At 35.0% G+C, this 19,187-nt stretch carries 25 protein-coding genes and 1 pseudogene; 6 read left to right on the plus strand and 20 right to left on the minus strand.

Features of this window, described 5'->3' with window-relative positions; genetic code table 11:
* Nucleotide 1 precedes the first annotated feature (1 nt).
* The gene (locus PI85_RS21735; protein ID WP_235318526.1) at nucleotides 2–421 is read right to left on the minus strand and encodes a hypothetical protein; all 420 of its coding nucleotides are present in this window, start codon (nucleotides 419–421) and stop codon (nucleotides 2–4) included.
* Nucleotides 422–743: 322 nt separating this feature from the next.
* Here PI85_RS21735 and PI85_RS21740 point away from each other — a divergent pair, with 322 nt between their 5' ends.
* Nucleotides 744–1,460 (plus strand): copper amine oxidase N-terminal domain-containing protein, encoded by a 717-nt coding sequence (locus PI85_RS21740; protein ID WP_036126226.1) that lies wholly within the window; start codon nucleotides 744–746, stop codon nucleotides 1,458–1,460.
* 329 nt (nucleotides 1,461–1,789) lie between these two features.
* Here the strand turns inward: PI85_RS21740 and PI85_RS21750 are convergent, their stop codons facing one another.
* From PI85_RS21750 to PI85_RS21825, 16 genes and pseudogenes are all read right to left on the minus strand, one after another.
* The gene (locus tag PI85_RS21750; RefSeq protein WP_036126230.1) at nucleotides 1,790–2,206 is read right to left on the minus strand and encodes a DUF1064 domain-containing protein; all 417 of its coding nucleotides are present in this window, start codon (nucleotides 2,204–2,206) and stop codon (nucleotides 1,790–1,792) included.
* 10 nt (nucleotides 2,207–2,216) lie between these two features.
* Entirely contained in the window at nucleotides 2,217–3,032 is an 816-nt protein-coding gene (locus PI85_RS21755; protein WP_036126234.1) for a DNA adenine methylase, read from the minus strand.
* Between the two features lie 77 nt (nucleotides 3,033–3,109).
* On the minus strand, nucleotides 3,110–3,295 hold the full coding sequence (locus PI85_RS21760) for a hypothetical protein (protein WP_036126237.1): 186 nt from the start codon (nucleotides 3,293–3,295) through the stop codon (nucleotides 3,110–3,112).
* Nucleotides 3,295–3,909: a dUTP diphosphatase gene (locus PI85_RS21765; protein ID WP_036126240.1), complete on the minus strand. Its 615-nt coding sequence runs from the start codon at nucleotides 3,907–3,909 to the stop codon at nucleotides 3,295–3,297. The genes PI85_RS21760 and PI85_RS21765 overlap by 1 nt, the downstream gene beginning before the upstream one ends.
* Nucleotides 3,887–4,087 (minus strand): hypothetical protein, encoded by a 201-nt coding sequence (locus PI85_RS21770; protein WP_036126242.1) that lies wholly within the window; start codon nucleotides 4,085–4,087, stop codon nucleotides 3,887–3,889. Before PI85_RS21770 ends, PI85_RS21765 begins: the two co-directional genes overlap by 23 nt.
* 16 nt (nucleotides 4,088–4,103) lie before the next feature.
* Nucleotides 4,104–4,613, minus strand: a pseudogene (gene ssb / locus PI85_RS21775) (single-stranded DNA-binding protein).
* On the minus strand, nucleotides 4,610–5,158 hold the full coding sequence (locus PI85_RS21780; protein WP_036126246.1) for a DnaD domain protein: 549 nt from the start codon (nucleotides 5,156–5,158) through the stop codon (nucleotides 4,610–4,612). The pseudogene ssb and the gene PI85_RS21780 overlap by 4 nt, the downstream one beginning before the upstream one ends.
* Nucleotides 5,082–5,636 (minus strand): hypothetical protein, encoded by a 555-nt coding sequence (locus tag PI85_RS24750; RefSeq protein ID WP_200886591.1) that lies wholly within the window; start codon nucleotides 5,634–5,636, stop codon nucleotides 5,082–5,084. The genes PI85_RS21780 and PI85_RS24750 overlap by 77 nt, the downstream gene beginning before the upstream one ends.
* A 267-nt stretch (nucleotides 5,637–5,903) precedes the next feature.
* Complete coding sequence (locus tag PI85_RS21790) at nucleotides 5,904–6,707, minus strand: PD-(D/E)XK nuclease-like domain-containing protein (RefSeq protein ID WP_036126248.1); 804 nt, start codon at nucleotides 6,705–6,707, stop codon at nucleotides 5,904–5,906.
* Entirely contained in the window at nucleotides 6,658–7,551 is an 894-nt protein-coding gene (locus tag PI85_RS21795; protein WP_042737457.1) for a hypothetical protein, read from the minus strand. The genes PI85_RS21790 and PI85_RS21795 overlap by 50 nt, the downstream gene beginning before the upstream one ends.
* Before the next feature lie 68 nt (nucleotides 7,552–7,619).
* Complete coding sequence (locus PI85_RS21800; RefSeq protein ID WP_036126249.1) at nucleotides 7,620–7,850, minus strand: hypothetical protein; 231 nt, start codon at nucleotides 7,848–7,850, stop codon at nucleotides 7,620–7,622.
* Nucleotides 7,847–8,056: a hypothetical protein gene (locus PI85_RS21805; RefSeq protein WP_036126250.1), complete on the minus strand. Its 210-nt coding sequence runs from the start codon at nucleotides 8,054–8,056 to the stop codon at nucleotides 7,847–7,849. The genes PI85_RS21800 and PI85_RS21805 overlap by 4 nt, the downstream gene beginning before the upstream one ends.
* A 282-nt stretch (nucleotides 8,057–8,338) precedes the next feature.
* Complete coding sequence (locus PI85_RS21810) at nucleotides 8,339–8,605, minus strand: hypothetical protein (RefSeq protein WP_036126252.1); 267 nt, start codon at nucleotides 8,603–8,605, stop codon at nucleotides 8,339–8,341.
* Nucleotides 8,593–8,868 (minus strand): helix-turn-helix domain-containing protein, encoded by a 276-nt coding sequence (locus PI85_RS21815; protein WP_036126254.1) that lies wholly within the window; start codon nucleotides 8,866–8,868, stop codon nucleotides 8,593–8,595. The genes PI85_RS21810 and PI85_RS21815 overlap by 13 nt, the downstream gene beginning before the upstream one ends.
* Before the next feature lie 220 nt (nucleotides 8,869–9,088).
* A complete protein-coding gene (locus PI85_RS21820; RefSeq protein WP_036126256.1) occupies nucleotides 9,089–9,385 on the minus strand; it encodes a hypothetical protein in 297 nt (98 codons plus the stop codon).
* A gap of 165 nt (nucleotides 9,386–9,550) precedes the next feature.
* A complete protein-coding gene (locus PI85_RS21825; RefSeq protein WP_036126257.1) occupies nucleotides 9,551–9,772 on the minus strand; it encodes a helix-turn-helix domain-containing protein in 222 nt (73 codons plus the stop codon).
* Between the two features lie 144 nt (nucleotides 9,773–9,916).
* Between PI85_RS21825 and PI85_RS21830 the strand changes: the two genes are divergently transcribed.
* The 5 genes from PI85_RS21830 (at nucleotide 9,917) to PI85_RS21850 (ending at nucleotide 15,017) form a co-directional block, all read left to right on the plus strand.
* Nucleotides 9,917–10,282: a helix-turn-helix domain-containing protein gene (locus PI85_RS21830; protein ID WP_036126260.1), complete on the plus strand. Its 366-nt coding sequence runs from the start codon at nucleotides 9,917–9,919 to the stop codon at nucleotides 10,280–10,282.
* 154 nt (nucleotides 10,283–10,436) lie between these two features.
* A complete protein-coding gene (locus PI85_RS21835) occupies nucleotides 10,437–12,209 on the plus strand; it encodes an AAA family ATPase (protein ID WP_036126263.1) in 1,773 nt (590 codons plus the stop codon).
* Nucleotides 12,210–12,265: 56 nt separating this feature from the next.
* Nucleotides 12,266–13,117, plus strand: coding sequence for a DNA adenine methylase (locus PI85_RS21840; RefSeq protein ID WP_036126265.1), 852 nt, complete (start codon nucleotides 12,266–12,268; stop codon nucleotides 13,115–13,117).
* Nucleotides 13,118–13,199: 82 nt separating this feature from the next.
* Nucleotides 13,200–13,700, plus strand: a complete 501-nt coding sequence (locus PI85_RS21845) for an ImmA/IrrE family metallo-endopeptidase (protein WP_036126267.1) — start codon at nucleotides 13,200–13,202, stop codon at nucleotides 13,698–13,700.
* Between the two features lie 138 nt (nucleotides 13,701–13,838).
* Entirely contained in the window at nucleotides 13,839–15,017 is a 1,179-nt protein-coding gene (locus PI85_RS21850) for a site-specific integrase (protein WP_042737456.1), read from the plus strand.
* Between the two features lie 550 nt (nucleotides 15,018–15,567).
* Here the strand turns inward: PI85_RS21850 and PI85_RS21855 are convergent.
* The 3 genes from PI85_RS21855 to PI85_RS21870 form a co-directional block, all read right to left on the minus strand.
* Nucleotides 15,568–16,878, minus strand: coding sequence for an IS1182-like element ISBsp5 family transposase (locus PI85_RS21855; RefSeq protein WP_235318527.1), 1,311 nt, complete (start codon nucleotides 16,876–16,878; stop codon nucleotides 15,568–15,570).
* A gap of 900 nt (nucleotides 16,879–17,778) precedes the next feature.
* Nucleotides 17,779–18,234 (minus strand): GNAT family N-acetyltransferase, encoded by a 456-nt coding sequence (locus PI85_RS21865; RefSeq protein ID WP_036126269.1) that lies wholly within the window; start codon nucleotides 18,232–18,234, stop codon nucleotides 17,779–17,781.
* Nucleotides 18,235–18,457: 223 nt separating this feature from the next.
* The gene (locus tag PI85_RS21870) at nucleotides 18,458–19,180 is read right to left on the minus strand and encodes a hypothetical protein (protein ID WP_036126272.1); all 723 of its coding nucleotides are present in this window, start codon (nucleotides 19,178–19,180) and stop codon (nucleotides 18,458–18,460) included.
* Nucleotides 19,181–19,187: the final 7 nt, after the last annotated feature.

Here is a 19,187-nt window from a genome sequence, read left to right on the forward strand (position 1 = left end):
GTCAATTCGACATCATGTCTAATATTCGTTCCCTTACACGCTGTACACTTGTATGACTCATATTCAGCCTTGCGCCTATCCAACGGAAAGGCATGCCCTCTAGCAACCAGAAAAGAACTTCCTGTTCGACATCGCCAGTAACCTTGTCTGTTAGATTTTGAACCATAAATAGTTCTTCTTTAATTTTGTTGATTCGTACCTCTCGAGCTGCTCTAATTTGAACATGTGCATGTACTGGGTCACTTGTGCCACCAACTGCTTTTGGCATTGTTGCCTCAATACCATACTTAGCTGTAGATGCTGCAGCAGTTAAAGAATCAAGCTCATCCTTCATTCTCATGTACTTGCACATGTTGTCATGGTACTTCTTAATTGCCTTGTCTAGCTGGTAGCGATTTAGTTGTGTTTTCTCTTTTAACATTGGGTTGCCCTCCCGTGTTATAATAATGTTGTAAGCACCGTCAAAGGGCATTAACCAATTCGAGCTGTAGCGTGTGACGACGCTGCGGCTTTTTCTTTTCTTTAATGATTCATTCGATTAAACAGAGCTAATACATATAAACAAAGTAAACACATATACCTTCCTTATTTTTAAAAAAATATTAAACTTGCTAAAATTGTCCAATACATTATAATATTATGAGTAAAAAGGTTCTTTAATCTTATTAATAAACAACGAATAAAGAACCATTACACTTGAGCAATATGTCTCATTCAATTAGATTTATGGAGGAATGATATTTATGAAAAAAAAATTAATCGGATTTTCAGTTGCAGGTGCGCTCCTATTAGGAAGTGCAGGTGTTTATGCTAGTTCTAATAGTAAAACACTCGAAGTTTTCTATAATGTCAAAGATATCAAGATTAACCAGGTATCTAAGATGCCAGAAAACAAACCTTTTACATACAATGGTACTACTTATGTTCCATTACGCTTCATTAGTGAGCAACTTGGATCTCCAGTGGAATGGGATAGCGCTAATCAAACAATAAATATAGGGAAAACTAGTGAAAAATCTGCTTTTTACCCTGGAAGAGATCTAGATTATATGAACTTCCAAAGCGAAGTAGGTTTTAACGATTTATATAGTTATTCATTTAACCAAAAAACAATTTCTGATAATATTGGAAATGATTACAGCAACTACATTACAATTTCAGCTAATTATAGGGGTGATCAATGGTCATTGCTTGAATTTCCTTTAAATGGTCAATTCAACACTTTTAAAACTATTTTTGGATTGACTGAAAAAAGTAAAAATATATCTACAGAATTAAAATTGGAGGTTTATCTTGATGAGAAATTACAAGAAACCTATACAATTTCTGCTGGTGAAATGCCAAAGAATATCGAATTAAAACTTAAAGGTGCCAATAAAATTGGCTTTAAATTAATTAAAAAAGAACGTACTGGAAATGATGCTACCGTTGGTCTATTTGATGCAAGATTTTATAAGTAAGGCATATTAAGGGAGGAGAAAAATCCTCCCTTTTACTCTTCAATACACATATTTCTTTATCTATTATTCCAATAATTATCAAATCATCATCTCATCAAGCAATCTTTCGAATATTCACTTAGCCCACCTACGCAAATTACTAATCTGCTCCAGCTCTTTACCGATGCTATGTAGCTCCCTATATACCTTGCATCCTCTGCATTTCTTGGTAGGATCATAGGCTCTCTTTTTCGGGCACCCTTTACACTTTAGAGAAGCTATGTGGTCCTGCTGATTGATTAGCCTAGCTCTACGTTGTTTGATTTCCTCGCGAACTGTATTCATTTCCATCACCCTGCTTTTGCCTCTTTACGCGCTTTCCTAGCCTTTTTAAGATCATCATGAGTTATCCAACCACCATCAATCTTTGAATACGTTAGAAGCTTTAATGTGTGAGGAGAACGGTATTCGAACAACTTTTTCCTCAATTCAAATTGCTGTGTAACCATTCCCTTGATATCAACGACTTCTGTATGACCATCTGCATAATGCACTGTGAAATCTGCGTTATAACCAATCTCACGATATTTCTTGCCATTCTTTTCGAACTTCGGCAGCAATACGAATCTAGGCTGTAATTCAAAGGAGGTCACAATGCCTTGTCCTTGTAAATGCTTCAAATGATCATAATATTTTGCTTCCATTGCTGAATCGAATGTAATTCCATCATGTACAACTTTCTTGTTGCCGTATTTTGCTTTGCTCATGTTTGCCCTCCTAAACGATTTCAAAAAGAGTCATTTGTTTTGTACTTTCGAAAGCAATTGGATTAATCCACAAAACTTCAACTGCAGTCTTCCGTTTATCACCAGTGAATCCTGTTTTAATTTCAAAAGTTTTGTGATTCCATCCCTGCAGAATATCTTTGTAAAGATCACTATCGTAACCAGAAAGTAAAACTGGACCTTGATGTTCCTTTAGAACCTGCAGTAACTGAATGTGATTTGTATCTGAGTATTCGTTTTCGTAATGCTTAGATACCCTAGAAGAATGCACATACGGTGGGTCAGCGTAGATCAAAACATTTGGACGATTGTACTCATTGATAAGCTGTACAGCATCCTTGCATTCGATTTGCACATCTTTTAATCTAGCTGCAGCATCAAATATTCGATTTTGTAAATCATGCCATTCGTAAGTGTTGTATGGACCGTTCTCACTTACGTTTCTGCGCCATCCAACATTTGAGTTAGTTTTACCTCCTATCGCCATCCAACATCGGACTAACATCCTGCGAGCATCTTCTAATGGATTCGATGCCTTTTCTTGCGATAATTCATACTCTTTTCTTGAATACAAGGTGTAATGAGTAAGGCGAGCTAATTCTGTAGGATTATCACGCATTTGCGTAAACATATTTATTAATCTGCAGTCTATATCGTTTATTGTTTCAACAACCTTTTTTTGTTTATTAAAGAATACAGCTCCACTTCCGAAAAAGGGCTCTAGGTATACTTCATGCGCAGGCATATGATCTATAATCCAATTCGCCATGGTCCATTTCGAGCCAGGATAGTTTAATATCCTTTTCATCTTTCCACATCCTTATTAGCACTCTTAGAAGTCTGCTGATAAAACAACCTAATGCCGTTCTACCAGCAGCGTGTATTTTAGTTACAATTCAAAAATTCTCTTAATTCAACTTGTGATTTACCTGTTGGCACTGCTACGTTGGCTGCAATTTTTACGAGTGATGTAATTGTCTCTAAAAGTTCTTTTTCGAAACCAACTAAATGTACTTGTCCATCAATTTCAAGTAGGATTGAGACTTGGGCATTTGTGAGGTCTTTTTTCATCAATACCCACTCTCCTGTCTAGCGTGATTGACCTTATTCTTAGCGTAGTAAGCAGATTCAATTTGGTCAGTTGTAAATCCTAACACTTTCCCTAACCCCATCAAATCAGCTAGCACATTACCGAAATTCACCATATTTCTATGCATTTCTAACAAAGATATTGTTCTAAACAGTTTTCTGAATTGATCACATACATCTATTTCTTGCTTGTATTCATCAGAAAATAAATAACTAAATAAATCTAGGCTCTCTTGCATTTCATTACCGATAGATAAAACGAAACTCAGAACATCTGCATACTCTTCAAGTTGAGGATTTTTAGTAATTTCTCCATTTCCATCACAATTCCAACAATCTACTCCACCCTCAATACCTCCTAATGGAATACCTGTGCCTCCACAATTTTTACAAACATCTACACTTACGTAAGTCCGTGGCTCCTGGTCCTTACTCCATTTCTTAAAACCACGCCATTCATTAGCACATTCACCAAGCTCCACCTGTAACGCTAACAGCTTCCAATCAAGATTGTTTTGCCCTCGTAACTCTGGATGCTCCTGCATGATGTGCTCGTCCAATGCTGCTTGTGTTTCAAATAGTTTTGTTAAGTTCAATGTTCCCTGCCCCTTTTCCGAATTTCATTAAGACTTGATATGGCTTTGGTTCATGATCATAAAATTTAATATCACTGATTGGATACCAACGGCCACGTTCCTCAACTTTGATTTGTTTCTCAAGCGCTGCCCTTGTTTTAGCTCCAATGATTTTCTTGTTAGGTTTTTTCGTTATCATCAGTAACACCCCTACTTCAGAATGGGAGATCATCCTCATTAACTTCAATTGGTCCCTTACTATTAGCAAACGGATCTTCATCTGTTCTTGTATAACTTGGCTGGTTGTTATTACCGCCGTATTGCCCCTGTGGAGCCGTTTGATTTGGTCCACCTGTATTTGTACTAGATTCGTGGTTTGATGTGCCCTGTGAGCCTCCTGTGCTGTTTCTCGGCTCTAAGAATTGGATGCTGTCAGCTACAACGTCCGTAGTGTACACACGCTTGCCATCTTGCCCTTCATAGCTGCCTGTTTGGATTCACCCTTCCAAACCTATTAAGCTACCTTTCTTCATGAAGTTTGCTAGGTTCTCAGCTTGCTTGCGCCAAGCCTGGCAATTGATGAAGTCTGCCTCACGTTCACCCTGTTGATTTTGGAATGTCCTGTTTACTGCAACCGTGAAGCGACATGATGCAATGCCGTTTGGTGTATATTTAAGCTCAGGATCTTTTGTAAGTCGGCCAACTAAAACTACTCGATTAATCAAGCCTCTACACTCTCTTTCTTACCTAACATTTCTAAAACCTTTTGTCTCTCAGCCTCGAAATCTATGGTGTTGCTAGTATTCTCAGTAGCTAATTTTGGTTCTTCACTATCATTTCGATTAGCAAACCACTCAGGTACTACCTCTGTTCTACCTTTTGATTTTTGATAAGAGGATTGACTGGATTGCTGTCGCTTGTTTTTCTCTCTTTCTTCCTTGGCCTTTAGTTGCTCAACATTTGTTATAAAATCCGTTCTCCAGTTTGCTAAAATCCGTCCCGTATACTGCATTGGTTTGTTTGGTTGTTGAAGTGCAGTAATTTTCATGGCTTCATAAACAAGAGCTGGATCATTTTCAAATGCCATATGTTCAATGCATTCGCAAATATATCCTGATACCCTTTGAATGTTTTCATCATAGAATTTAGTTAAGAAAGTTAATTGTTCCTCAGTGACTGACGACTGACCGACTTCACCCTCTGTTGTTTGTTGTTTGTTTTTCTTTTTTATTTTCTTTTTCTTTTTTATTTTCTTTTTCTTTTTGTCCACTTATCGTCGACGTATCGTAAGAACCCGCATCATTACTGGATTCTTCATTTTCTGACGTATCGTAGTACGATTCGTAAACGTTACGTACTGAATCATTCGGGACTCCCTCACCAACCCATTGAATAAGTGAAGTATCTTTGACCTCTTTTAGTTCCGATCTCACACAATCAAGAATTGGTTTACCACCACGATTCAGGTTGTATTTACCCCAGTTTTTAATTGCTATTTCCCGAGTATCCTCGTTGTATTTAATAAGCTCGTGATGGTCTCTAAAGCGTTGTAATAACGCGCCAGCACTTTCCATTGAGTAGCCCATATCAAAAGCTATTTGTTTTTTAGTAATTTGATAGATGCCAATTTGAGTCGTACTTTCATTTGTCAGCAAATACAGAAAGAAGTACTTGGCCTCTGCTGTCATTTCCTCAACCACACGAGGATCGTTCCAAAAAGTTGTATAGACATATCTGAATTTAGCCATTAGCCCTCGACTCTCCATTTATCGCAATATTCTAATTATTAATATTATTAAGCATTAACCAGTGCAATTTTTTATTTTTTTCTTAACTACTAGGAGCACGTTAGCAAATAAGTAAAAAAATTTCCCGGGTAAGCGCAAGAAATGACAAGCTCAGCTCTACATCCCAACACCAAGCGTCTGATTTCATCGTTGTTCCCTCTTGTCTGCTCAAATATCCCAGCATGTAGAAGGACTTTGTGTTGTATGTTATTCATCCATCTGCACTACCTAATCTAGTAGATATTCAATTTCAAATGTGCCATTAAGTTTCTTAGTTGCTCGACAAAATTCGCACTTGTCACACCTGTGTGGATTTCTACGCCCTAGCTTGGCATCTATGATGCTTGGCAACATTGTTTGAACATATTCTTTCTCGAAATAGAAACGCTCTGAATCGAAATGTAAAACGGCTTTATCAGGTGGCGATTCTTTTGTAACTGCCACAATGTATGGATCATAGTAACGCCCTGTATTTTGAAAAATGATCTCTCGATAGACCCACATTTGCAGCACATAATCAAAGGCTTGTACAAATGAAACCCAAGTATTATATTTCTCACTCCAGTATCGTTTACTAAGCTCTTGCGTACTCTTTAAATCGCTGAAAAATCCACGATCATGATTAATGTTATCAACTTTGATTTTCCACTCTACTCCGAATAATTCTCCTGTGTAAATGGCCTCTTTTCCGCCCTGTAATGCGAACATGCAAAACTCGTCATTTTTAATGGTCTCAATCATGTCATCCGCTTTTTCATAATCCTTATATTTACCACCTCTGCTACCGTAAATGCTGTTGTGGTTCTTTTCAAGAAATTCAGTAAATGCCTTGTCACTCTCAAATGCTGCATGTAAATAGGAACCTATTAATAATGCTGTAGAAGGAGGACGAGAAAACTCGCCCCTTATCTCTGCAAATGTTCTAGCTTCACATTCCATTGCGCTCTTAAACTGTGACACAGACATGTATTGTTGATTTGCCTCATTCGAGTGGTAATTCTGGCTGCTCAATTGGAATGTCGTTTGGTGCATCTGATTTCACCTCTTTTTTTGAATCTGATTGCGCTTGGAAATCAGCCCCTAAACCACTTGATTGGTTTTTAGCAATCTCCTTATTAAACCAATCCTCTACCTTACTTACTCCATCTCTTAAACTGTTAAAAATATTGATTAACTCTACATAGTCGTATTCAGTGAACGAGTCAGCATTGTAACCAAACTTTGCTTCTATCATTTCTTGTGTTACACGATGTTGTTCTTTAAAACTACGTAATGCATTTGCGATACGATCTTTTAATGGCCCCTGACTATTTCCTGCTAAAGTTTCGTGACATTGAACAATCGCTTTATCAATTATGTCACCTGGTATTACACCTAAAATGCATGAACGTAAACGGCGAGCACCATCATTTGCTACTTTTTCATAAATATCACGTGGATCATCTAATTTTTTTATAGTCCCTTTGGCTTTCATAGAGTGCTTGACGGTAAAAACCTTTTCTTGTCGGACATTCGTTTCAAGGTCCCAGCAGAACGCTTTTGCTACCGATTCACCTTCACGTTGCTCTAGTTCTTGAATGCCGTAGGATAAGTTGCCCCAGTTTTGTGCAATAGCTTCAGCTAATCTAATAGACGGACCTGTTATACGTTGTCCACCTCGAGGATATTGATACATTGCAACCTGCGCTAGTGCCGGACGTTTACAAGTGTCTAATACACGTTGCTCAGCTTGGAATACGTTTCTAGGAAACTGTTTCGCCATGAAGATTTGTCCTTTAACTTCTTCCATCTCACGGGAGGAACTAGCTTGTGCTAGTACCCCTTGTGGTTGTTGAAAAGGAATTGGATTATTAAATTGTTCTGCTAAGTTACTCATTGAAATTCCTCCTATAGTCCGCTATAATTGCTCTAATAATTGATTTGTAAGCCACTCTGCCAAGTGGTTTATTTTTTTGTGCAAAATTTGGCATTATAATTATCCTCTAAATAAGTATGGATGTTATCTAGATGAACGATATCCCCATTTGAAAACTCCATGTAATCATCATTGAAAACTATTAAACTACCATAGATATCACGGAAATCTGTCTCTATATATCGAAATGTGGGTACACTATTTACATCTTCAATTCTTCCTAACACCATCGGATTCTCGACTTCAATAAGTTGTCTCACGCTATAACCTCCTTTTGTTTACGTAAAACTTCTGCATATGATTTTGTGACAAAGCTTGTGTAGCGTACATTGTCCTCAATTGCTACTAATGTAAGTATGATCCCGGTAAACTCACTGATGATGTCATACTCAGCAAATCGTTCCTCAAACACTTCTGTGTCTATACGTACCTCTCGCACCTTTGGCTTGAATTGATCAATACTCATGATTCCCACCTTCTTTCTTATGGCGTCCCATCAAGCAACTCGCAGTGGCAAAGCTATACCGTAGGGAGACGGTACTGTAAGCTGCTTGACGAGAGCGAGATAACACTCGCAAACGTTCAATTTTCATGCTAAAATGTTCCTATATTCCATAGTTTATTGGCTGTTTAATCCCGCAATGATTAAACAGTCTTTTTATTGCCAATTAATTTCTCCAACAACTTTTTATCACAAAAGAAATGTACATAAATTAACCTCTGTTTTAATGTCATGTGGCGCCACGCTCTAGGCTTGATACGCATACTTTTTAATCACCTCACTAAGTAGTCCTCTTTCTTGTAAATCTTTAATAACCCAAAGGAAATTTTGTTGGTCAAGTAAATGGGCTTTTAATCTCTCAATATCATATGTTGCTTTCTTGATTTTTCTCATGCATTCTGCTGAAAGATGATACTCCCCTCTCTCGTTATGAACGCCAATAGCCACTAATAAATCCTCATTACAAGCCTCTAACATAGCTATTTTCAGTTTTAATTTTTCTACAATATCCATAAGAACATTCCTCCAATAAACATAGGTACTGTTTGTAAAAATTGAAGTGCTGCATCAGTACTAAACAATGTAGCTACAACAACATCTTGTGAATTTGTGACTGCTGCTGCTCTAGCTAAGAATTTAGCCTCACAAGCAATTAAATTTTGTTCTATACGACTAATCGTTGATTGTGTCGTGTGCATCAAATCTGCAAAAGCCTCTTGTGAAAGCTTGGCTTTCTTACGACACTTTTTTATTAATGTCCCAATGTCAAAGTCCATATTTATCCATCCTTTTTATGCGTATTGTGCATACTATGCAACCGTTGCATAGTTTCTTTATGAAGTTAGCTTTAGTATTGAGATGAGAGGTAGTTGCCCCTACCTCTTGAATTTTTACTAGATTGGTAGTTTGTTTTATCTAGAGGCCATTTGCCCTGGCCTCTCCTATTACCTTGTTTCCTCAAAATATTACGTACCTGTCCGGGTAGTTTTATTGAAATTAATTATTAAGTATTTCTTCTAAAACAATGGCAGTTGGCTCAGATAACCATACTCGTTTAAATCTTGGTCCAAGCTGCCTTTGATTTTCCTTCATACGAGGATCACAAATAATAAATTTTTCTAATGAAGCTTTACTGTATCTAGTTTCTCTAACTAGATCATCAATATCCCAATACATTGTTCTCTTTCGGAACGTGTCTTGTGCCATACGATCATACCTATCTAATAAAACCTTTTTATTAAGGCCAGTTTTCTCTAAAACCATTAGAGATAAATCATTTTCTTGTATAGCCATTTCAGATGGCACCCCCTTCCTTCAATAGGACTGCTTATTTTGCGGATGTTTCGGTCTGCTCATTTTTTAAGCAACCCCTCAATATTCCGTAGAACATTGCCCTTTCGCTGATGATTAGCATAACTGCCGTTTGGAAGCTATTACGACGAAAAAATACTTGAGGTATTATGCAAATACATTTTGTGCATTTTTTGCACAATTTTCATCAAAAAAAATTGTCCATTCAATATCTAATACACTGCTTAAAGATTGTGCAACTTTTACACTTGGTCGTAGGCCATTTTCAATTTTTGTATAATATGAACGTTCAATACCAGATAAATTTGCAACTTGTTCATGTGACATCTGCAATGACTTACGACGTTCTTGCACAATTTTGTGCCACATAATTACCACCACCTTTGTGCATTTATTACACATATAATAACGTGCATTTTTTGCACAGTAAATACTTTTTGTGTATTTTCTTCACAAATATTTTAATGTGCAAAAACTTCACCTATAATGAGAGGAGAGGAGGATGTTTTGATTATGAAATATGGTGAAATTCTAAAAAAACTCCGTATTGAGCGGGGATTATCTCAAAAAGAACTAACTGATAGATTAGCTATTAACAGATCTACATATGCCCGTTACGAAACATCGTCAACTCAACCAGATTTCGATACTTTAAAGTTATTAGCAGAGTTTTTTAATGTAACAACTGATTACCTATTAGGTAATACAAATAATCCAGCTCCCCTTTCACAACAAGAAAAAGATGAAGCTGAGTTTCAGGCTTTTGTTAACAATCCTACTCTTGAAAAATGGTACAAAGAGCTACCTAAATCTAAGGAAGAGGACTTAGAAAAACTGCGTAAGATGTGGGAGATTTTGAAGGATAATGGGGAATTCTAATTCAGGGCATGTGAGGTAGCATGTCCTTTAAACAGCATTATTTTTGTAAATATTATGTATTTTTGTTACATATTTTTTTGCTATTAAAGTAGGTATATTTACCCGATAAATAAAGACTAATTTGAATTTAATATAGAATTAGGGAGTGATGAATATGGTTAAGAGCCTAGACATTTTAAAGTATAGGAAACTTGAAAACCTTACATTTGATTTTAATCAACAAATTAATTTAATTTCTGGAACAAACGGAACATGTAAAACCTCTATATTATACTTGGTCAGCAACTCGTATCAAAAAATTGTGAAAACAAAAGTTGCTAAAGAAGTACAAGATTGTCTAAACATTATTCAGGACATCAATACTTTAATGAATCCGAAAGTTGAGACACTGACAAGAGGAGATAAAGAGTACAATGATCCAGCTCCGAACTATAAAGGTAAATTATTTGAGGTAACTTATACAGATGATTCTACTTTAGATTTCAGAAAACATAATTCTCAAAGTTCTGATCGATATTCATTAAAGCCAGCTTATAAAAAACAAGGTACTGACAAATTACCTGAAATACCAATTATCTATTTAGGTTTATCGAGATTGATTTCCTTTGGCGAGTATAATGATATTGATGTTGAAAGAATAAAAAAATTACTTGAGAAAAAAATCCCAGATGAGCATCTATCAACAGTTGAAGCTATCTTAAATAAAGAAATACGCGACTTAAAATTACAAAATATTAAGCAGAAGTTACCTGAAAACTATCAACAAGAGATTAATGTAATATTCAACGAGTTCACAGGTATTACAGTTACAGAAAATACATACCATAAAGTGGCAAATTTAAAACATAGAGCTGATTTCAAATCCGATATTCAAGGTGTAGATTCGAATACTATATCAGCTGGAGAAGATAATCTGTATATGATTATTACAGCTTTAATTTCTTTAAAATTTTATTATGAAGCTATTCAAACTAAAGAAATTAGTCCGATTCAAAGTATACTTTTGATTGATGAAATTGATGCTACACTACACCCTTCTTATCAAGTAAAATTGTTAAAGCTAATACGTGATTTTTCTGAGAAATATAAAATTCAATTTATTGGTACAAGTCATAGTCTTTCACTTTTAGAGTACTCTTTAGATATGAAAGATAATGTTATTTACTTATTGGATTCAGGTAACACCGTTATTCCATTTAGTCAGGATTTAGACATAATGTCCATTAAAATGTTTTTACAAGAACAAACAGCAATGCAGATGAAACAAAATAGTAAAATCCCTATTTTTACAGAAGATGCTGAAGCAAGAATGATGTTAAAAGTTTTATTTGATCATTACGCTGAAGCTAATACAGATTATTTCCCTGGAGTTATTCGAAATTTTCATATTGTTGAAGCTAACTTAAGCTCTGAAGCACTTTTAAATATATTTAATGATTATATTTTATCAAATAAATTTTTACGATCTATATGTATTTTAGATGGTGATCAACATTCACGAAAGTCATTAACTAATAACATTATAGTACTTCCAGGTAATGATAATCCTGAAGCACTTCTGTTAAAATACTTATCAGATGTTTATGATGAGACACAAGACTACTATAAAAATTTTTGGGATGCTACAAGTATGGTAATAAAAAATGGCTATCAAAAAAGTGTGGTACGCAGAGATATCATTTTAAAACATGAAGAAATAGAAAGAGGGCTTTTACAATTAAAAGAAATTTCTAAGTCAAAAGGTAAAAGAAGAGAAGCGTATAAAAAATTATTTAATGAACATCACTACTTTTTTAATGAATTATTTAAATTTTGGGTTAAAGACCCACAAAATTCTAAGGCAATAAATTCGTTTTTTGAAGATTTCAGGAGTATGTTTAAGAAAACTGCGCTAGCTCATGGTATTAGAGTAACTCTTTGGCCTTAACCATTGTATAGGTTAAAAAAATTTATTTATTTAAAATATAAAGTGAGGTGATAAATATGGCTAACCCTTCTCCTTTACGTTACCCTGGTGGAAAAAATAAAACGTACAGATATGTTCAATATTTAATAAAGGAAAATAATTTAACAACATATATAGAACCGTTTGCTGGTGGGGCAGCTGTGGCTCTTAGGCTCTTATTAAATAATGATGTACAACGGATTATTATTAATGACTATGATAGAAGTATTTATGCACTTTGGAATACAATAGTAACCAATCATGAAGCACTTATTAATCTTATAGAAAATACAGAAATTACAATAGAAGAATGGTATAGGCAAAGAGAAGTTCAATTGAACAAAGATACTGCATATGAATTAGACTTGGCCTTTTCTACCCTTTTTTTAAATCGTACAAATCGTTCTGGGATTATAAAGGCTGGTGTAATCGGTGGAAAAGACCAACAAGGGGATTACAAACTTGATTGTCGATTTAATAAAGTTACAATAATTAAACGCATAAAAGCGATTGCAACTAGAGCTAATGATATAAAAGTATATAACGAAGATGCAAAGCATTTTATCTCTAAGGTCATTAAGCACACGAGAAACTCACTTACATTCTTCGATCCCCCATACTATGTGAAAGGACCTGATCTTTACACAAATTTCTATGAACATGATGATCATGTTGAATTGGCTAAAAATATTAAGAAATTAATGAGAAATCGTTATTGGATCTTAACGTATGATATAGCGGAACAAGTGGAAAAAATGTATAAAAACTATAAGCCACATCAATATTGTTTGAATTATTCAATTGCCAAGCCAAATAAAGGAGAAGAATTTATTTTCTTTTCAAAAAAAGTAGATCCAAAAGATATCTCTTTGTATTTAAAAACTTTGTAACCCCACTTCCCAAAAGTGGGGTTTTATTGTATATTAAATAAGAACATACGTTCTTTTGTTGTCTTTTTAGGGGTTGATTTACATGCACTATACACATCTTGAAGATTATGTTCAACAGTTCTACACTCGCTTGGGTATTACAGACCCTACTCTACTGAGTTTTGAAGAAATAGCCTTTAGAATGGGTTTGAAATTTTTTTATTGGTCAGATAAGAGTCAAGCCTTATTTATTGATGGTCGTTATTATGTTTTCCTTAATAAAAATCAATCGCCACAGCAACAATGGCAAGACTTTTGCCATGAACTATCACATGTCCTGTTTCATACAGGCGATCAATTTCATATGTATCCCCTATTTCGTGAATACCAGGAATTCAAGGCAGACAATTTTATGTACCACGCTTGTATTCCTACTTATATGTTGGAGGCATTGCCGATACATAATCATACAACACAAACAATTATGCAAGTAATGCAAATCTTTAACGTAGAGTACGATTTTGCTTATAGAAGATTAACACAATATAACAATAATCATATTATGCAGAAGTTGCATAATATGTCATTTTTAAATATGAGATGATGGATATAGGACAGTTCATAAGTAAGTTTAATATGGCTTATCTACTTAATAGTTACCGTGAAAGGAGTGATGTTCTAATTGTCCTTAAACTCTAATTTATGTACCTGTCCGGGTCAGTTAGATAGGAAGTGGACGAAAATGGCTAGATACAAACTAAATGCAACAAAAAAAGAGGACATATATTGGTATATTGATACCGATAAAAAAAAGAAATACGCATATCGTTACAAATACTACGATCATAACAGTAAACGTAGAGAGAAATCGAAATATAATTTTGACACTATACTTGAAGCTGAAAAAGCTCTAATTGCTTTAAAAGGTACAATTTTAAATGGAGGAGAAAAGATTGCGCTAAATGATAACGTGACCGTCTCACATTGGGTAGACTTATATTATGATCGAAAAAAATCAAAGTGGAAAGGAACTACACCTAAAACATATCGTAATATTATTGACTCTTTTATAAAGCCTTTTATTGGGCAATTTAAACTTTCTCGACTTACAAAAAGCATCTATCAATCACAATTTATTGATAGATTAATACCTATTGCTGCCCCAAAAAGCATTGCAACATATCATAATTTTTTTATAGGCTGCATAAATGCAGCGGTGGAAGATGAAATAATCGATAAAAATCGAATAGCGAAGGCTGAGTTACCACGTGTGGAGAAACAAAATAATGATGAAGTTGAAGGAAATTATTTAACACCGACTGAGTTAACACATTTGTTAAACTGCATTAGACAATCTTGTGATATTTCAAGATATACTTTAATAGCACTTCTAGCTGCTACAGGGATGAGACGAGGAGAAGCGAAGGCTCTACGATGGTCTGAAGTGGATTTTACAAAAAAAATTATTTATATTAGTCGAACTCGCGATTTTTATGGGGAAAGATCTGCAAAAACAATTAATAGTATACGTTCCATTGATATGACAGATGATTTAGCAAAGCAGTTAGAGCGATTTAGGAAATGGTGTATTGAAAAAAAACTAGCCTATGGGAAACAACATCAAGATGATGACTTAGTTTTTATCAGTAATACTTGTAAACCTTTAAATCAGGAGGCTGCCAGATTAACTTTGATACAAAGGCATGAGATTTATGGTGTAAAATTAATTTCTCCGCATGGCTTGAGACATACATTTGCTACTATCTCTATCGCTTCAGGAACACCACCTACAACAGTTGCAAAAATTCTCGGCATGACTAATTCAACATTGCTAAAAACATATGCGCATTCTTTTGCTGAAAGAGAAAAACAGGCCATGCAAGTGATGAACCAAATCTTAAATTTTGATAAATCTCTATAAACAATTAAAATTGGGGTACGGATTGGGGTACAGTTTATACTTACCTCCCCTAACCCCTTTAGTATCAAGGGGTTTAGAAAAATATACTGATAAGCATAACTTATGACCTTGGTTGCTATCCTGATGTTTTTAATTTTTTGATGTGCATAATAAAAAGGGTTTGTTTTTATAAGGGTTTCTATACCTATCTAACTAAGTGTATTTAAATGTATTTAACTGGGCACTTACTGTGGTACTCGTAGTTTTTTAAAAAAGGTACCCCATTTAGTAAAACTGTAAATGTAAAAAATTTTGGACAAGAACTATTTTATTATATAGAAGAAAAAATTTTATTTACAGTACCTTTTACTTATGGATTATTATGTACTGTTTATAATTACTTATTAAAAATCATTAATACTAGTCACTCAATCGAGTGACTTCAGACTGTAGACAAAAGCTATCGAGAAGTTCATTCTCGATGGCTTTTGTCATTTTTCTTCCTATTTTATCTTTAACATTTGGTAATATACTACCAAATTTAACTTACTCTTCGAGTATAGTTGCTCTTTTAAGCTACTTGCCACGTCCAAGTAGCCAGTTTCTTTAAATTCATGGCAGCAAAAGTAAGCATCGCCTGCATGGACAATTTTTTTAGACCTCTTAAGGTTGTCCATCGCATACCATGCTTTTCTTTTGCATCCGCAAAGACACGCTCAATCGTTTCTTTGCGCTTTGCATAAATCTGTTTGATGTCATAGGAATGGCGTAAATGTTCAGCTTCCTCCACATACGACTCCCAAATATGACGTTGAATGAGTTTTTGATGATGCTTACTTTCTGTACATTGGGAAAGGCTTGGACACTTCGCACAAATCAAAGGATTCGATTTATATTGGCGATATCCTTCCTTCGTCGTTGTCGCATACTTCAATATCTGCCCTTGTGGGCAAAGATAACAATTATAGTGCTCGTCATATGTATACTCGTGCTTTCGGAAGAGTCCATCTTTCGTTTTAGGACGTGTATACGGAAGAACAGGCAACATTTGATTCTCTAACAAAAAGTTCGTAATCGCTGGTGTTTTATAGGCTGCATCTGCCGCAACAGCTAATGGCTTTTGAACGTTTTGAATGACCCTTTCAACAAGTGGCTGCAATACATGGCTATCGTGTACATTTCCCGGAGTCACAATGGCACCTAAGACAAAGCCCTTTTCATCTGTCGCAACATGGAAGGAATATGCAAACTGCTTCGTACGTTCATCCTTCACGTAATAGCCACTTTCAGGATCTGTCGTACTTTCCTTTATTTCTTTCCATTCTTCCTTTTCAAACTTCTCCGGGGGAAAGGACTTTTTTCCGTGTTCTTCACGATCTATATTTAACTCTAATTGAAGTTTTTCTTCATATGCCCGTGTTTCTTTTCGCACAACCTTTTTATCATACTTCTTCCGTTTATTCGCACTCGCTTTCACATGCGTAGAATCAATAAATAGATGGTCTGCATGGAGGAGTCCCTGATGCATAATCTCTTTTAATATACGATAGAAGATCTGTTCAAATATAGCGGTGTCTTGAAAGCGACGGACATAATTTTTACCGAAGGTAGAGAAATGCGGGACTTCTGTATGGAAGCCAAATCCTAAAAACCAACGATACGCCATATTCGTTTCAATTTCTTTGATGGTTTGACGCATGGACCGAATACCAAAAACGTACTGAATAAATGTCATTTTAAAGAGAACAACAGGATCAATACTAGGACGCCCATTAGGTGAATAGAGATGTTCTACTAAAGGATAGATAAATGAAAAATCAATAGCAGCCTCTAGTTTTCGCACTAAATGATCGTTGGGAACTAATTGATCAATCGTTAACATTTCTAATTGTTCTCGTTCATTGGTTTAATTCTTCGTCATCATCGTTTATCACCTCAAAAATTTACTTTTCAACACCCTATGTAGATGGAGTACTTTATGTAGAAGTTGATTGGAACGAAGGGCGGCGACTCCTGCGGGAAAAGCGGGAAAGTCGAGATCCTGGACTGAGCGGAGCGAGGGAAGCAGCTCGACCCCGCCCGCGGAAAGCGTCCGCCCGTAGTGGAAATCAACGGCTTTACTTTATTTTATTGTAAAAGAAAAAAGACTATAGGCAAACTCTCGAATTTTTTGAGTTTGTCTACAGCCTGTAGTCACTCAATCGAGTGACTTTTTTTGCACATAAAAAATAGGCCTCATTCGAGTGCCTGTTGATTATTCAAATGACTGATTAATAATTTATCCACCTAAAATACTCGCCAATCTTTTCTACTTTAAATAATCTTATTTTCTCTTTGCCAAACTTTTAATAATCATGGGTTATTTCTTTAAGTAATCTTTCAAGGATTGGTAAATAAACTGTACTCATTTTCAAACGTTCATTTACTGAGAAATCACGTTGCAATGATTCTTTATCAAATTATCTTTTACTTCTTTTTCAGAAAAAAAGAACCTAAAGAATCCACCTTAAAGTATTACGAATTTACGTGCGTGACCAATTTCTTGATTTTCTGTGCGACTAGTCCATTAGGGCTTTTTATCGGTGTTATGGCAACTGATAGCGGAGAAATCCCTATGGTTTCATTCATTTTAGGATTTTTATTAATCACTGGTTTACCATTTCTTTTCTTCATTTGGTCACTTAAAGATTTTCTGGTTTTACATAAAGAAGTAAGATAGGCAGTAAATAAAAACATAAAAATGCCCATTACCAATTTAGATAACGGGCATTTACTTACAAAATCAAATTGTTTTGGCCATTGTTATATTCGTAATTTCATAACCCATTTTTTCATATAACCCACGAGCTATTTTATTATGACCAAAAACGTTTAAACCAATTTTATTCATACCTAACTGTTTAGCAATAATTTCAGCTTCTTTCATTGCTTTCTTGCCATACCCTTGCCCTTGATATTGTTCAAAAATCACAAAATCATAAATAAAACCTTCATTAGGGGCTTTTTGCGAAATCCAAATCATTCCAACTAAAATATCGTCATGGAAGATAGACGATAAATGATTATTTTCGGTCTTCTCACCATTGGGTAGTAGTCGTTCAAATGATTCCCTCGACAAGTCAATTGCTTCATCTTCACTCCAATTTCCGGAAGCGATTTTGTCTTTTGCATAGTCTTCAATTGCATAACTAATATATTGTTTGAACTCTTCGTGGTTCATAGGTTTTAATGAAATCACTTTATTCCCCTCCTAATCTATCCTTTAATCTTAACATTTTATCAAGCTTTCCATAATTACATTTATAATTAGTTTTTAGCGCAACTAGGCACAGTGCCTTGCTTTAGTCTTGTTGTATAAAAACAGCCCTCCACAGATGAATGTGAAAGGCATAAAAAAGGACACGTCAATCTGACGCATCCTTAACAGAAATTAATTTTATTATTACAGTTTATGCCCATTTTTAATCAGTCTTCATTAATTTAAACACAGTCACTTTTTGATAGTCAACTAGTGGAACATGAACTTTATTTTGCAAGACTTTTAACATCTTTTCATTTTCCCCATCTACTACAAATGTAAGATACTTCATTGGTGTTCTCTTTAATTGTATCGATATAGCGTGCCAAAACAATGACAAGCTTCTTCCCAATGATTGATATCTTTCTTTAACGAAAAGATTATCATACATCAGCAATTGATTCGTAGATGGTAACACAACACACCAGCCTATTAACTCATTATGTCGGCGTAAAATCAAGCTATTATCTGCTATTGTTTCATAACAAAGTGGATGGTATCTAGTTGGAAACCAAACATTTTCACCCTTTTGAATAAAATCAACCTCTTGTGGTGTTAACTCTTGAATTGAATGAACAGTAAATCCTTCTTTTAAATGATTGCGACTAAAGATTGGCAGGTCTTTGGTTTTCAAAGCATCCAGTATAAAAACATGCTGGGATATTTCCTTCTTCCATTTATCTGCAGCTACCTCATTGTCCTTAGAAAATTGTACTTCAGATACTTGGACATAGATATCCTTATTACTTGTTCCATATTCAGCTGCAAAATGAGCTAACAGTTCTACTAGCTTTGAACTACTTACTTTAGTAGTAACGACAATATTTAATGAATTTTCTTGTTCATCAATTAACCATTCTTGTTCAATATTCTGTTGATATTTCATAATATTT

This window comes from Lysinibacillus sp. A1 (assembly GCF_000801965.1).
GTDB lineage: Bacteria > Bacillota > Bacilli > Bacillales_A > Planococcaceae > Lysinibacillus > Lysinibacillus fusiformis.

Coding starts and splice junctions, on each gene's coding strand:
- PI85_RS21735 (WP_235318526.1), bottom strand. CDS start 421: ATGTTAAAAGAGAAAACACAACTAAATCGCTACCAGCTAGACAAGGCA.
- PI85_RS21740 (WP_036126226.1), top strand. CDS start 744: ATGAAAAAAAAATTAATCGGATTTTCAGTTGCAGGTGCGCTCCTATTA.
- PI85_RS21750 (WP_036126230.1), bottom strand. CDS start 2,206: ATGAGCAAAGCAAAATACGGCAACAAGAAAGTTGTACATGATGGAATT.
- PI85_RS21755 (WP_036126234.1), bottom strand. CDS start 3,032: ATGAAAAGGATATTAAACTATCCTGGCTCGAAATGGACCATGGCGAAT.
- PI85_RS21760 (WP_036126237.1), bottom strand. CDS start 3,295: ATGAAAAAAGACCTCACAAATGCCCAAGTCTCAATCCTACTTGAAATT.
- PI85_RS21770 (WP_036126242.1), bottom strand. CDS start 4,087: ATGATAACGAAAAAACCTAACAAGAAAATCATTGGAGCTAAAACAAGG.
- PI85_RS24750 (WP_200886591.1), bottom strand. CDS start 5,636: ATGGCTAAATTCAGATATGTCTATACAACTTTTTGGAACGATCCTCGT.
- PI85_RS21790 (WP_036126248.1), bottom strand. CDS start 6,707: ATGCACCAAACGACATTCCAATTGAGCAGCCAGAATTACCACTCGAAT.
- PI85_RS21795 (WP_042737457.1), bottom strand. CDS start 7,551: ATGAGTAACTTAGCAGAACAATTTAATAATCCAATTCCTTTTCAACAA.
- PI85_RS21805 (WP_036126250.1), bottom strand. CDS start 8,056: ATGAGTATTGATCAATTCAAGCCAAAGGTGCGAGAGGTACGTATAGAC.
- PI85_RS21810 (WP_036126252.1), bottom strand. CDS start 8,605: ATGGATATTGTAGAAAAATTAAAACTGAAAATAGCTATGTTAGAGGCT.
- PI85_RS21815 (WP_036126254.1), bottom strand. CDS start 8,868: ATGGACTTTGACATTGGGACATTAATAAAAAAGTGTCGTAAGAAAGCC.
- PI85_RS21820 (WP_036126256.1), bottom strand. CDS start 9,385: ATGGCTATACAAGAAAATGATTTATCTCTAATGGTTTTAGAGAAAACT.
- PI85_RS21825 (WP_036126257.1), bottom strand. CDS start 9,772: ATGTGGCACAAAATTGTGCAAGAACGTCGTAAGTCATTGCAGATGTCA.
- PI85_RS21830 (WP_036126260.1), top strand. CDS start 9,917: ATGAAATATGGTGAAATTCTAAAAAAACTCCGTATTGAGCGGGGATTA.
- PI85_RS21835 (WP_036126263.1), top strand. CDS start 10,437: ATGGTTAAGAGCCTAGACATTTTAAAGTATAGGAAACTTGAAAACCTT.
- PI85_RS21840 (WP_036126265.1), top strand. CDS start 12,266: ATGGCTAACCCTTCTCCTTTACGTTACCCTGGTGGAAAAAATAAAACG.
- PI85_RS21845 (WP_036126267.1), top strand. CDS start 13,200: ATGCACTATACACATCTTGAAGATTATGTTCAACAGTTCTACACTCGC.
- PI85_RS21850 (WP_042737456.1), top strand. CDS start 13,839: ATGGCTAGATACAAACTAAATGCAACAAAAAAAGAGGACATATATTGG.
- PI85_RS21855 (WP_235318527.1), bottom strand. CDS start 16,878: ATGTTAACGATTGATCAATTAGTTCCCAACGATCATTTAGTGCGAAAA.
- PI85_RS21870 (WP_036126272.1), bottom strand. CDS start 19,180: ATGAAATATCAACAGAATATTGAACAAGAATGGTTAATTGATGAACAA.